11 protein-coding genes are annotated in these 12,307 nt (G+C 74.3%); 6 read left to right on the forward strand and 5 right to left on the reverse strand.

Annotated elements, in window-relative coordinates:
• The first annotated feature begins 226 nt into the window (after nt 1-226).
• The 6 genes from ACZ5XS_RS38015 (at nt 227) to ACZ5XS_RS38040 (ending at nt 7,302) form a co-directional block, all read left to right on the forward strand.
• Nucleotides 227-850 (forward strand): isochorismatase family protein, encoded by a 624-nt coding sequence (locus tag ACZ5XS_RS38015; protein ID WP_468659250.1) that lies wholly within the window; start codon nt 227-229, stop codon nt 848-850.
• Nucleotides 847-2,850, forward strand: coding sequence for an anthranilate synthase family protein (locus ACZ5XS_RS38020; RefSeq protein WP_468659252.1), 2,004 nt, complete (start codon nt 847-849; stop codon nt 2,848-2,850). The genes ACZ5XS_RS38015 and ACZ5XS_RS38020 overlap by 4 nt, the downstream gene beginning before the upstream one ends.
• Complete coding sequence (locus ACZ5XS_RS38025) at nt 2,847-3,188, forward strand: hypothetical protein (RefSeq protein ID WP_468659254.1); 342 nt, start codon at nt 2,847-2,849, stop codon at nt 3,186-3,188. The genes ACZ5XS_RS38020 and ACZ5XS_RS38025 overlap by 4 nt, the downstream gene beginning before the upstream one ends.
• A 56-nt stretch (nt 3,189-3,244) precedes the next feature.
• Complete coding sequence (locus ACZ5XS_RS38030; RefSeq protein ID WP_468659256.1) at nt 3,245-4,348, forward strand: phenylacetate--CoA ligase family protein; 1,104 nt, start codon at nt 3,245-3,247, stop codon at nt 4,346-4,348.
• Nucleotides 4,348-5,781: an aldehyde dehydrogenase family protein gene (locus ACZ5XS_RS38035; RefSeq protein WP_468659258.1), complete on the forward strand. Its 1,434-nt coding sequence runs from the start codon at nt 4,348-4,350 to the stop codon at nt 5,779-5,781. Before ACZ5XS_RS38030 ends, ACZ5XS_RS38035 begins: the two co-directional genes overlap by 1 nt.
• A gap of 114 nt (nt 5,782-5,895) precedes the next feature.
• A complete protein-coding gene (locus ACZ5XS_RS38040; protein WP_468659260.1) occupies nt 5,896-7,302 on the forward strand; it encodes an FAD-binding oxidoreductase in 1,407 nt (468 codons plus the stop codon).
• A 63-nt stretch (nt 7,303-7,365) separates the two neighbouring features.
• Here ACZ5XS_RS38040 and ACZ5XS_RS38045 read toward each other — a convergent pair whose 3' ends face one another.
• The 5 genes from ACZ5XS_RS38045 to ACZ5XS_RS38065 are packed head-to-tail and all read right to left on the reverse strand — an operon-like array spanning nt 7,366 to nt 12,142.
• Nucleotides 7,366-8,301: a PhzF family phenazine biosynthesis protein gene (locus ACZ5XS_RS38045; RefSeq protein WP_468659262.1), complete on the reverse strand. Its 936-nt coding sequence runs from the start codon at nt 8,299-8,301 to the stop codon at nt 7,366-7,368.
• Nucleotides 8,302-8,342: 41 nt separating this feature from the next.
• Entirely contained in the window at nt 8,343-8,984 is a 642-nt protein-coding gene (phzG, locus tag ACZ5XS_RS38050; RefSeq protein ID WP_468659263.1) for a phenazine biosynthesis FMN-dependent oxidase PhzG, read from the reverse strand.
• Nucleotides 8,981-9,781: a thioesterase II family protein gene (locus ACZ5XS_RS38055; protein ID WP_468659265.1), complete on the reverse strand. Its 801-nt coding sequence runs from the start codon at nt 9,779-9,781 to the stop codon at nt 8,981-8,983. Before ACZ5XS_RS38055 ends, phzG begins: the two co-directional genes overlap by 4 nt.
• A 44-nt stretch (nt 9,782-9,825) precedes the next feature.
• Nucleotides 9,826-11,883, reverse strand: a complete 2,058-nt coding sequence (locus tag ACZ5XS_RS38060; RefSeq protein WP_468659267.1) for an acyl carrier protein — start codon at nt 11,881-11,883, stop codon at nt 9,826-9,828.
• Nucleotides 11,867-12,142, reverse strand: coding sequence for a phosphopantetheine-binding protein (locus ACZ5XS_RS38065; RefSeq protein ID WP_468659269.1), 276 nt, complete (start codon nt 12,140-12,142; stop codon nt 11,867-11,869). The genes ACZ5XS_RS38060 and ACZ5XS_RS38065 overlap by 17 nt, the downstream gene beginning before the upstream one ends.
• Nucleotides 12,143-12,307: the final 165 nt, after the last annotated feature.

Consider the following 12,307-nt stretch of genomic DNA (forward strand, 5'->3'; position numbering starts at 1 on the left):
CACTGCTAGCTACGAATCCTCTCCGGCCCCCCGTCATTTGCTAGACGACTGCGACCGTCCCCCCCCCCCCCCACCACCACCCCACCCCCCCCCCCCCCCCCTCCCTTTCCCCTCCCCCCCCCCCCCCCCCCCCCCCCCCCCCCCCCCCCCGCCGGGCCCCGGAGGGCCGCCCGGCCGAAGCCACCGTCCCGCCCTCACTCCGAAGCACGAAGGAGGCCGACGCCCCATGAGCATCCCCACGATCGAACCGTACGCACCACCGGGCGCCGCGGAGCTGCCCCGCAACGTGCCCGGCTGGAAGCCCGACCCCGCCCGCGCGGTCCTGCTCCTCCACGACATGCAGCGCTACTTTCTGCGCGCCCTGCCCGCAGAGGGCCCCCGCACCGACCTGGTGGAGAACACCGCCCGCATCCGGACTCGCGCCGCCCGCCAGGGCGTGCCCGTCGCCTACACCGCGCAGCCCGGCAGCATGACCGACGAACAGCGCGGCCTGCTACGCGACTTCTGGGGCGCCGGCATGCGCGTCGACCCGGCGGACCGGGAGATCGTCGGCGAACTCGCCCCGGCCGACGGCGACTGGCTGCTGACCAAGTGGCGCTACAGCGCGTTCCACCGCTCCGACCTGCTGGCGCGGATGCGGGCCGCCGGGCGCGACCAGCTGGTGATCGCCGGTGTGTACGCGCACGTCGGTGTGCTGGCCACTGCCATCGAGGCGTTCAGCCATGACCTGGAGAGCTTCGTCGTGGCCGACGCCGTCGCCGACTTCTCCCGTTCCCGCCATCTGGCCACCCTGGAGCACGCCGCCGCCACCTGCGCCGTGGTGCTGCCCGCCGCGGAGGTGTTCCCGTGACCGGCGGCCGCGATCTCCTGCAGAGGATTCTCGACGTGGCCGCCGACGCCGGCCCGGGACCGGCCGGACACCGCCGCGTACCGCCGTTCGCGCTGCTGCACCGGCCCTCCGTCGGCGGCGCCGACGCGATCGACGTCCTCACCGGCGACGTCCGTGCCGTGGAACGCCTGGCCGACGTGCCCGTGCGCCCCGCGCCGCCCGCCGACGGCTCCCCGCACCACGACGTCCTCGTACTGCTGCCGTACCGGCAGATCGAGGAGCGGGGCTTCGAGGCAGCCCAGGACGGCACGCCGCTGCTTGCCCTGACCGTCGCCGAGCAGGACACCGTGCCGCTGGGCGACGCCCTCGCCCGCATCCCGGACACGCCGGTGCGGGCGACCGGGGGCCGGTTCGAGCCGGACGACGACGCCTACGAGCGGCTCGTGGAGCGGGTGCGCGAGGAGGAGATCGGCGGGGGCGTCGGCGCCAACTTCGTCATCAAGCGGACGTTCACCGCGGAGCTGGCCGACCACGGCGTGGCCGGCGCCCTCGGCTTCTTCCGCCGGCTGCTCGACCAGGAGACCGGTGCCTACTGGACGTTCCTCGTGCACACCGGGGAGCGGGTGCTGGTCGGCGCCAGCCCCGAGCGCCACGTCAGCCTGCATGGCGGGACCGCCGTGATGAACCCGATCAGCGGCACCTACCGCTACCCGGGCTCCGGGCCGACGCTGACGGGCGTCATGGAGTTCCTCGCCGACCCCAAGGAGGCCGACGAGCTGTACATGGTCGTCGACGAGGAACTGAAGATGATGGCCCGGATCTGCGAGGACGGCGGCCGGGTCCGCGGCCCCTACCTGAAGGAGATGGCCCGCCTCGCGCACACCGAGTACTACATCGAGGGCCGCTGCGACCGAGACCCGCGCGACGTTCTGCGCGAGACCCTGTTCGCGCCGACCGTCACCGGCAGCCCGCTGGAGAGTGCCTGCCGGGTCATCCGCCGTCACGAGCCGGAGGGGCGCGGCTACTACAGCGGCGTCGCGGCGCTGATCGGCAGCGACGCGCGCGGTGCGCCCACCCTGGACTCGGCCATCCTCATACGCACCGCCGACCTGTCCGCGGGCGGACGGCTGCGCATCGGGCTCGGCTCCACCCTGGTGCGCGACTCGGCGCCCGCCTCCGAGGCGGCCGAGACCCGCGCCAAGGCGGCCGGGCTGCTCGCCGCGCTGGAAGCTGGCCGGCCGGCCGAGTTCGCCGCCCATCCCGATGTGCGGGACGCGCTCAGGGACCGCAACCGGACGGTCGCCGGTTTCTGGCTCACCGACGGCCCGGCGCCCGCGCCTCCCGACGCGGCCCTGGCCGGCCGCCGGGTCCTCGTGGTCGACGCGGAGGACACCTTCACCGCGATGATCGCCCACCAGTTGGCGTCGCTCGGCATGGACGTCTCCGTGCGGCGGCACGACGAGGTGGCGGGCCCTTCGCCGCAGGAGATGGACAAGGAAGCCGTCGCGTACGGTCGTGCGGAGGACGGCGGCGCACGAACCGCCCTGTCCGGCGAGCCGTTCGAGGGCGCCGATCTGGTCGTGATGGGGCCCGGCCCCGGCGACCCCATGGCGGTGGACGACCCCAGGATCGCCCGGCTGCGGCACTGCGTGTCCCGCCTGCTGCGGGACGGCCGGCCCTTCCTCGCGGTCTGCCTGAGCCATCAGGTGCTCTGCCGCGAACTGGGTCTCGACGTGGTGCGCAAGTCGCGCCCCCACCAGGGCGTCCAGCGCGAGATCGACCTCTTCGGAGCACGCGAACGGGTCGGCTTCTACAACAGCTTCGCCGCCTCCGCCCCCACCGACCGGTTGCGGGGCGGGGCGTTCGGACCGGTGGACATCAGCCGGGACCGGGACAGCGGTGAGGTGCACGCGGTGCGCGGACGGCGCTTCGCCTCCGTGCAATTCCATCCGGAGTCCCTGCTCACCCAGGACGGGGTGCGGGTCGCCGGGACGATGCTGAAGGAGGTACTGAGGTCATGAAGGCATCCCTCGCCTGGTGGGACCTGAAGGAATCGGACCAGACCGTCGACAGCCTGCGCGCCTATCTGCGCGACGAGGGCGTCGAGGGATGGCGGGACGTGCCCGGCCTGCGTCTGAAGTGCTGGGTCGCGGACCGGGAGGGCAACCGCTGGGGCGCCCTCATGCTCTGGGAGTCCGACGCGGCGCCGCGCGAGTCCCTGCCCCCCAACCGCGCCATGGAGCTGATCGGCTACCCGCCCACCGACCGTTTCGCCTTCGACGTGGAAGCCGCCGTCGAGGGCCGCTACAGCAGCCCCGTGCTCGACGGACTCGGGCCGGCCCTCGCCGCGGCGCACTGACCCGGCGCCGGCACAGGTCCCGCGCCATGGACCCGACTCGACGTAAAGGAAACAGCATGCCCGCGGACACCTCCGCCCTCGACATCCCGTTCGACCTCGACCGACAACCGGACGCCGACGCGTTCGTGCGGGCCGCGATGGAATGGCACTTCGACCCGGAGACCGGCAGCCCGTTCTGGCTGCGCCGGGCCGAGACCCTCGACTTCGACCCGCGCGCCGACGTCAAGAGCCACGACGACCTCGCGCTCTTCCCGAACGTCGCCGGCGAGCTGCGCACCGTGCCCGTCGCCGACCTCGTGCCCCGTGGCCTCGGCCACCGCCCGGCCGTGGCCGGGGTGTTCGAGAGCGGCGGCACCACCGGGCCGCCCAAGCGGGTCTGGTGCGACGAGGACTGGCTGCGCCGGGTCACCCGGTGGAGCAACGCCAACCTCGACGCCCACGGCTTCCCCCGGGACCGGGAGTGGCTCGGCCTGACGCCGTCCGGACCGCACTTCGTCGGCCGGCTCTTCGAGGAGTCCGCCCGCACCCACGGCAGCATCGGCCACCGGATCGACCTCGACCCGCGCTGGGTGAAGAAGCTCCTCGCGGCCGGCAAGCGCGACGCCTCGGACGCGTACGCCGAGCATCTCGTCGACCAGGCGGCCGAGGTGCTGCGCACCCAGGACATCGGCGTGCTCACCATCACGCCCCCTCTGCTCGAGCGCCTGGCCCGCCGCGAGGACCTGGTCGACCTGGTCAACAGCAAGGTGCGGGCGATCCGTTGGGGCGGCACCCAGATGGACGCCGAGTCCCGGCACCTGTACCGCACGGAAATCTTCCCGGACACCGTCCTGTACGGCCACTACGGCAACACCATGATCCTCGGCATCGCGGGTGAGCGGCCCGGGCTGGGTGACGACGACCCGTGCGTCTTCGACACGTACTCCCCGTACATCACCTTCTCGGTCGTCGACCCGGCCACCGGCCGGCGGGTGGCGTACGGCGAGCGTGGCCGGGTGGTGATGAACCACGTCAGCCGCACCCTGCTGCTCCCGAACAACCTGGAGCGCGACCTCGCCACCCGGGTGGCCGTGCCGGAGGGCCGGGCCGGAGACTCGGTCGCCGACATCGCGCCGGTCGCCGAGTTCGAGGAGGAGACCGTCATCGAGGGGGTGTACTGATGGCCGCCGCCCACGACACCGCAACCGTCCACGACACCGGCACGGCCACCGTCCACGAAACCGGCGGGGAGCTCCCGCGGCTCGACGCGCTCGGCGCCAAGGGCACCTACCGCTCCCGCACCGCGCAGCCCGTCACCGACGTCACCGGCACGCCGGTCGCCGAACTCGGCACCGTACCCTCCCTGTTCGTCGACCGGACGATGCCCGCTCTGCGCCGCGCCACCCCCCTGGCGTACGAGGAGCGGGTGCGCGCGCTGGCCCGCGCCGGCGAGCTCTTCGCACACGCCGACCTCGGCGGGCAGAGCGTCACGGAGTACGAGTCCGCGGTCAGCCGGGTGGGCGGCATCCCCATCTCCGTGGTGCGCGCCGCCACCCGCACCGCCGCCGACCGGACCGCCCGACTCGCGGACGAAGTCGCGGCGGCCCGACCGGCGGGCGCCGTGGCCGACTGGCGGGACGACCGCACCCGCGCCGGAAGCGCGGTGTGGACCCGGCGCGGCGAGGTGTTCGCCGTGCACGCGGCCGGAAACCACCCCGGCACCCACACTCTGTGGCCGCAGGCGCTCGTCCTCGGCTACCGGGTCGCCGTCCGCCCCTCCCGGCGCGAGCCCTTCACCCCGCACCGCCTCGTCACCGCGCTGCGCGCCGCCGGCTTCGGGGACGACCAGGTCGTCGTACTGCCCACCGAGCACGAGGCCGGCGAGGCGATGCTGCGCGGGGCGGACCTCGCCTACGGCGGCGACGAGGTGATCCGCGGCCACGCCGACGAGTCCGGCGTGCTCCCGCTGCGCCCCGGCCGCTCCAAGATCCTGCTCGATCGGGACTGCGACTGGCGCGCCCACCTCGACTCCCTGGTCGACTCCGTCGCCCACCACGGCGGCACCGGCTGCGTGAACGCCACCGGTGTCCTTGTCGAGGGCGATCCCGCCCCGGTGGCCGAGGCCCTCGCCGAGCGCCTGGCCGCCCTCCCGGCGCTGCCGCCCGAGGACGATGCGGCCGTCCTGCCGGTGCAGCGGCTCTCCGCCGCGCGAGCCCTGCGGCGGTACGTGGACGCCCGCGCCGAGGGCACCCGTGTCCTGCTCGGCGGTGATCGCATGGTGCGCGACCTGGGTGACGGCAGCGCCGCCGTCGGACCCGCGGTGCACCAGCTGGACAGCCCGCACGCCGAGCAAATGGGTGCCGAACTCCCGTTTCCCTGCGTATGGGTGGCGCCCTGGGACCGGGCGCGCGACGGTCTCGCACCACTGAAGGACACCCTGGTCATGGGCCTGTTCACCGAGGACGAGGGGGTGGTGGATGAGATCGTCGCCGAGCCGACCGTCAGCAATGTCCATCTCGGGGGAGTACCGACGCACTGGACGGACACCGGGATGCCGCACGACGATTTCCTGTCCGGCTTCCTGATGCGGTCCAAGACCGTGGTGCGCGGCTGAGAGGCACGACGGGTGACCGGACCGGGGCGGACGCGCTGACATGCGCCCGCCCCGGACCGGCCCCGCGCGCCCCGCTCGGCACACGCATCCGAACCGACGATTGAAGAGGATCCGATGACCCAGCACGAAGCCCACGAGAACGCCGCCGCCAAGGCGCCACCCTCGCTCGACGCGCTCGCCGAACGCGTCCAGGGCCCCGTCCTGCGCCCCGGCACCGAGGAGTACGACCGCGAACAGAACGGATTCCAGCAGGCGTTCCGCAACGATCCGGTCGCCGTGGTCGGCGCCACCGGCCCCGCCGACGTGCGGGCCGCGGTGGAGTTCGCCGCCACGCACCGCCTGCCGGTCGCTCTCCAGGCCACCGGCCACGGCTTGGCCTCGGTCGCGGAGCGGCCCCTGCTCATCAGCACCCGCCGCATGACCGGCGTGCACATCGACCCCGACGCCCGCACCGCGCGCATCGAGGCCGGCGTGCGCTGGGAGCGCGTCATCGAGGCCGCGGCTCCGCACGGCCTCGCCCCGCTCAGCGGCTCCGCGCCCGGCGTCGGTGCCGTCTCCTATCTGCTCGGCGGCGGACTCGGCATCCTGGCCCGGGAGTTCGGCTATGCCGCCGACCACGTGCGCAGCATCGACGTGGTCACCGCCGACGGCCGCGCCCGGCACGTCACCGCCGAGAGCGACCCCGACCTGTTCTGGGCGCTGCGTGGCGCGGGCGCCAACTTCGGTGCCGTCACCGCCGTCGAGGTGGGCCTGGTGCCGGTCCCGAAGATCCAGGGCGGTGGCCTGCACTTCGACGCCGGCCTCGTCCCCGACGTGCTGCGCGCCTTCGTCGCCTGGTCGGCCACGCTGCCCGACGAACTGACCGCCTCCGTCTCGGTCATGGAGTACCCGGACATCCCGCCGATGCCGGAGCCGCTGCGCGGGCGGTACGCGGCGCACGTCCGGTTCGCCTACACCGGTGACGCCGCCTCGCTGGAACGCCTCCTGAAGCCGATGCGGGACCTGGGACCCCGGCTGATCGACGACGTCGGCGAGATCCCGTACACCGAGTCCGGCCGCGTCTACGCCGACCCGCCGGTCCCGCACGCCTATCTCGGCAGCAATGTGCTGCTCGACGCCCTCGACGCGGACGCCCTCGTAGCGGCGGCCGCGGCCGGCGGCCCCGACGCGCCGGCCGGCTGCGTCATCGACGTACGGCAGCTCGGCGGGGCGCTGCGGCGGCGGCCCGAGGTGCCCAGCGCCATCGGGCACCGTGACGCCGCGTACGTCCTGCGGGTGCTCTCGGCGCTCGACGAGGGCGGTGCCGACGCGGTGCGTCCGGTGCACGACGCGGTCTACGCGACCGTGGCGGACGCGACCGTCGGCCGCCGCGTCAACTTCATCTACGGCGACCGCACCACCACCGACCAGGTCCGCGACTCCTACGAGCCCGACGACTACCGGCGGCTGCGGGAGCTGAAGGGCCGCTACGATCCGGCGAATCTGTTCCGCTGCACGTACAACATCCCGCCGGCGGACTGAGCGCGCGCAAAAAAAGGGGGGCGGGGCCGATGGCCCCGCCCCCCTTTCCCACGTTCCGGACGCTCAGGCGGTGAGCGTTCCGTGGGCGACGGTGACCGCCCCGCCCGCGACCTCCACCCGCTCGATGCGCCCGGCGTCACCGGTGACGCGGGCGCGCATCAGCGACGGACGCCCCATCTCGACCCCCTGCTCGATGTCGAGCCACTCGCCGAACGGCGCCAGGCCGTGCCGCGCCAGATGCACTGCGAGGGGCCCGGCGGCGGAGCCCGTGGCCGCGTCTTCGTTGACGCCGTAGGCGGGGGAGAACATCCGGTTGCGCCACCTCAGGTCCGCCCCGGCGAAGCAGTTGGCGGCCATGTCGGGCAGCCGGGACATGGTCAGCAGGTCCGGCCGCAGCGCGGAGAGGGCGGGCAGGTCCGGCAGCCCGACCAGAGCGTGCCGGGGGCCGTTGTGGTAGATCTCCACTGGCGGCGTGCTCGCCCGCAGACGCAGGGATTCCAGCAGCAGGGCCTCGTCCTCGTACGGGTTCCAGGTCGGCACCGGCTGGGTCATGACGGCGGCCGTGACCTGCCCGTCGGAGGCGTTCCGTTCGAAGGTGAACGGCACGGTGCCCATGGCGGTCTCGAGGCGTACGCCATCCACTCCGCCGCCCGGCATCCGCGCCCGCAGCACGGCGGCGGCCGGCGAGGAGCCGAGCACGCAGGCGGTGCCGAGGGTGGGGTGGCCGGCGAAGGGCAGCTCGTTGACGGGAGTGAAGATGCGCACACGCAGATCCCCGTCGGCGGTCGGCGGCATGAGGAACGTGGTCTCCGAGAGGTTCATCTCCCTGGCGATGCGCTGCATGCGCTCGGCGGACAGTCCGTCGCCGTCCAGGAACACGGCGACCGGGTTGCCTTCGAGCGGTACGGAGGTGAAGACGTCGGCGACGGCGTAGGCGCGGGCGCGCACGATGTCCGCGGTTGCGGGCGCGGTTCCCGAGGCGTGGGCGGGTGCGGTCATGGCAGAGCTCCTCGAAGTACGGGGCCGAACGGTGGTGCGGGTCAGGGCTGGAGGCGTCGGCTGGTCCATCCGGCGGACTCGGCGCCGGTCGCCCGGTCGTAGCGCAGCCGCCGGTGCAGCCGGTCCCGGCTTCCCTGCCAGAACTCCACGGCCTGCGGGGCGAGCAGGTAGCCGGTGTAGGCGGGCGGACGCGGCACCGGGCCGTCCTCGGCCGCGACCCGCTCGGCGGCGGCCCGCAGCCGGTCCTCGTCCTCCAGGGGCATGCTCTGCTGGGAGACCGCCGACATGGGGTGGGTCTCCTTGGCCCGGGACCTCCACAGCCGGTCGGACTCGTCGTCGGAGACCGGCGTCACCGGGCCGGTGAGGATGATCTGCTGCTTCCTCTCGCGCCAGTAGAGCAGGCCCGACGCCCAGGGCACCGAGGCCAGTTCGCGGCCCTTGCGGCTCCCGGAGTGGGTGGTGAAGACGATGCCGTCGTCCGGGGTGCCGACGATCTGGACGATGCGGTTGGCGGCGTGGCCGTCCGCGTCGGTCGTGGCGAGCGCGAGCGCTCCGGGGTCGTCGACGCCCTGCTCACGGGCGGTGGCGAGCCAGTCGCGGAACAGGGCGAGCGGATCGGCCGGGGGTGCGTCGAAGACGCCGGCCGGGGCCGGGACGGTGGTGGTCGTGATGGGGCTGGTCACTGGTGCCTCCCATGTGTCGCTACGGGGGCCTTGGGGGCCCCAGGGGTGGTCGTCGGATGAAGGGCCGCGCGGAACTCCGCGAGGAGGGCAGCCCGTTGAGGGTCGCCGCGGAGGTAGAAGTGGCCGCCGGGCAGGACCCGCACGCTCAGGGGGCCGCGCGTGGCGGCGCCCCAGCGTTCGGGCGCGAGCGCGTCCCGTTCCTCGTCGCCCACGAAGGCGGTGACGGGGCACTCCAGCGGGTCGTCGGCCGGGCACCGGTAGGTCTCGAAGGCGGTGACGTCGGCCCGGAAAGCGGCCACCGCCCGCTCCAGGAGCTCGGGGCGCTCCCGCACCGGCTCCGGCAGCCTGCCCCAGCGCCGTTCGACCTCGGCGAGGAACGCCTCGTCGGGCAGGGCGTGCAGGGGCGTGGGGGAGTGAGGCAGTGGCGGCGCGGGGCACGCCGACACGACGAGCCGCTCCGGCGCCGGGCCACCCCGGGCGCGCAGGGCCCGGGCGACCTCGTGGGCGAGCAGCCCGCCGAAGCTGTGCCCGAAGAGCACGAACGGCACCGTGGGGCGTGCCGCCGCCACTTCCTCGGCGATTTCGTGAACGCTGGTCGACGGTGCCTCGGCGGCGCGCGCACCGCGGCCGGGCAGCTGCACCGCCGACAGTCGGATGTCGTCGGGCAGTTCGTCGGACCAGCGCGCGTACTCGCCCGGGGAGCCGCCCGCGTGGGCGAAGCAGAGCACCTCGCCGGTCGCGTGGGGGCGGGGGTGCCGGCGGACGAGCACGTGTCCGCGGTTCACGTCAGTGGTCATGGGACCTCCGTCCGAATGGGCGCGGGCCTCGGGCGGCGGGCCGGTCAGCGGGCCGCCGTGGCGCCGCTCCTTTTTTTCAGGAGGGCGGCCAGTTCGCCGGGGCTCTGCGCGTCGTACAGGTCGAGCGTGTCGAGGTCGGCGCCGTAGGACGCGCGGACCCGGTCCAGGAGCTGGGCGGCGACCAGGGAGTCCCCGCCCAGGTCGAAGAAGCTGTCGTCCGGGCCGATCTCGGGCAGGCCGAGGATGTCCGCGAACAGCTTCCGGAGGGTGGCGGAGACGTCGTCACCGGCGTGGGCTGCTGCTTCCTCGGCGCCGACGGCTGCCTCCGTGGCGGCCGGGGCGTCGTTCGCGTCCTGGGCGGGGGAGGGCCGGTGCGGGCCCTCCACGACGTACCGCTGCCGCTGGAAGGGGTAGCCGGGCAGGACGACCCGGCGGCGCGGGGCGTTCCCGTGCAGTGCGGGCCAGTCGGGTGTCTCACCGTTCAACCACTGCCGCCCGGTCTCCGCGAGGGCGCCGGCCTGCGCGAGGACTCCGTCGTCCAGGCCGTCCGTGCCGTCCGGGCCGGCGACCGTCAGGCGGTCGGCGCGGTCCTCGGTGAGTGCCGCGACGGCGTCGGCGGCGCTGTCGACCACCGCCAAGGCGCGGTGCCGCAGGACCCGGCGGCCCTCCTGGAGGGTTCGGCAGACGTCCGTGACGGGCAGTTCCGGGTGGGCCCGCAGGTGCTCCGCGAGCCGGTCCGCCATGGCGGACAGCGCCTCCGGGCTCGCCGCGGACAGCACGAGGAGCTGCGGAGAGCCGTCCTCGGGTGCGCCGGGCGGCGCGGCCGGCGGCTCCTCGACGACGACGTGCGCGTTGCTGCCGCCGATGCCGAACGAGCTGACGCCCGCGCGCCGCGGACCCGGCCCGCCGTCCCACTCCTCGGCCCGCTCGGCCACCTCGAACGGGGTGCCGGCGAAGTCGATCTGCGCGTTGGGCCGGGTGAAGTGGGCGGTGGGTGGGATCAGCCCGCGTTCGACCGCGAGCACGGCCTTGATCAGGCCGGCCGCGCCCGCCGCCGCGTCGGTGTGCCCGATGTTGCTCTTGACCGCGCCGATCAGGCACGGCCGCTCACGGTCACCGAAGCCCTCGGCGCCCTCCTCGAAGGCGCGGGTCAGCGCGGCCACCTCGATGGGGTCGCCGAGCGGCGTCGCCGTGCCGTGCGCCTCGACGTAGCCGATGGTGGCGGGCGCCACCCCCGCCGCGCGCTGCGCCGCGCGCACGACCCGCGCCTGGCCGAGAACGCCGGGGGCGGTGAAGCCGACCCGGTCGGGCCCGTCGTTGCCGACGGCGGAGCCGCGCAGCACGGCATGCACCGGGTCGCCGTCCGCCAGCGCGGCCTCCAGCGGGCGCAGTACGACGACGCCGACGCCGTCGGAGCCGACCGTGCCGTCCGCGTTCGCGTCGAAGGCGCGGCACACGCCCGTCCGGGAGATGATCCCGCCCGGCGTGTACGGCGACTCCTTTTCGAGACCGCGCACGGCCGCGCCGCCCGCGAGCGCCATGTCGCAGTCACCGGCGAGCAGGGCCCGGATCGCGGTGTGCACGGCGACCAGAGCGGTCGCGCAGGCCGCCTGCACGGTGACGGCGGGACCGCGCAGGCCGAGCTTGTAGGCGACGCGGCCGGCGAGGTAGTCGGGCGCGGTGCCGAGCAGGATCTCCAGGTCGGAGAGTGACGCAGCCGAGTCCCCGCTCTCTCGCAAGGTCCGGTCGTAGCCGGTGTCGGTGCCGCCGGCATAGACGCCGAGCAGGCCGGGGTGCCGGCCGGGGTCGTGCCCCGCGTGGTCGAGGGCCTCGGCGGCGCACTCCAGGAACATCCGGTGCTGCGGGCTCAGCAGGCTCGCCTCGCGTGGCGAGCAGCCGAAGTACTCGGCGTCGAACCACTCGGGCCGGTCCAGCACACCCCGCGCGGGGGTGTACGTCCCGCCCGCCGCGGCGGGGCGGTCCGGGCCCCGGGTGACGGTGTCCCTGCCGCCCACCAGATTGCTCCAGAACTCCTCGTGGTCCCGGGCGCCGGGGTAGCGGCAGGCGAGCCCGGTCACGGCGATGTCAGCGGACGGGGCCATCGGACACCCCCCGCTGGTCGCGCAGATGGGCGGCGACGGCGTCGATGGTCGGGTAGGTGAACAGGTCCGTGAGCGGGACGTCCGCACCCATGCGGGTGCGCATCTCCTCGCGGACGGTGTGCAGCAGCAGGGAATGGCCGCCGAGATCGAAGAAATTGTCGGAGTACCCGACCCGCGGCACCTCAAGCACGTCTTGCCAGATGCTGCGCAGCATTTCCTCCTCCGTCGTGCCGCCGACGGTGTTTCCGGAAGAAACCATGATCCCTCCAGGGTCGCTTCGTCGATGGGCCGATATAGGCATTCACAGAGGTCTAGTAGGAGCTGCGGGGCTGTGTCAAAAGGCGGTCCGTGGGAGTGGGGGGGGGGGGGGGGGGGGGGGGGGGGGGGGGGGGGGGGGGGGAGGGGGGGAGAGGGGAGGGGAAGG

This window comes from Streptomyces sp. NPDC033131 (assembly GCF_055578365.1).

Bases quoted from the DNA above. Each gene is read 5' to 3' on its own strand.
- ACZ5XS_RS38065 (WP_468659269.1), bottom strand. From the start codon at position 12,142: ATGGTTTCTTCCGGAAACACCGTCGGCGGCACGACGGAGGAGGAAATG.
- ACZ5XS_RS38060 (WP_468659267.1), bottom strand. From the start codon at position 11,883: ATGGCCCCGTCCGCTGACATCGCCGTGACCGGGCTCGCCTGCCGCTAC.
- ACZ5XS_RS38035 (WP_468659258.1), top strand. From the start codon at position 4,348: ATGGCCGCCGCCCACGACACCGCAACCGTCCACGACACCGGCACGGCC.
- ACZ5XS_RS38045 (WP_468659262.1), bottom strand. From the start codon at position 8,301: ATGACCGCACCCGCCCACGCCTCGGGAACCGCGCCCGCAACCGCGGAC.
- ACZ5XS_RS38025 (WP_468659254.1), top strand. From the start codon at position 2,847: ATGAAGGCATCCCTCGCCTGGTGGGACCTGAAGGAATCGGACCAGACC.
- ACZ5XS_RS38055 (WP_468659265.1), bottom strand. From the start codon at position 9,781: ATGACCACTGACGTGAACCGCGGACACGTGCTCGTCCGCCGGCACCCC.
- ACZ5XS_RS38040 (WP_468659260.1), top strand. From the start codon at position 5,896: ATGACCCAGCACGAAGCCCACGAGAACGCCGCCGCCAAGGCGCCACCC.
- ACZ5XS_RS38030 (WP_468659256.1), top strand. From the start codon at position 3,245: ATGCCCGCGGACACCTCCGCCCTCGACATCCCGTTCGACCTCGACCGA.
- ACZ5XS_RS38015 (WP_468659250.1), top strand. From the start codon at position 227: ATGAGCATCCCCACGATCGAACCGTACGCACCACCGGGCGCCGCGGAG.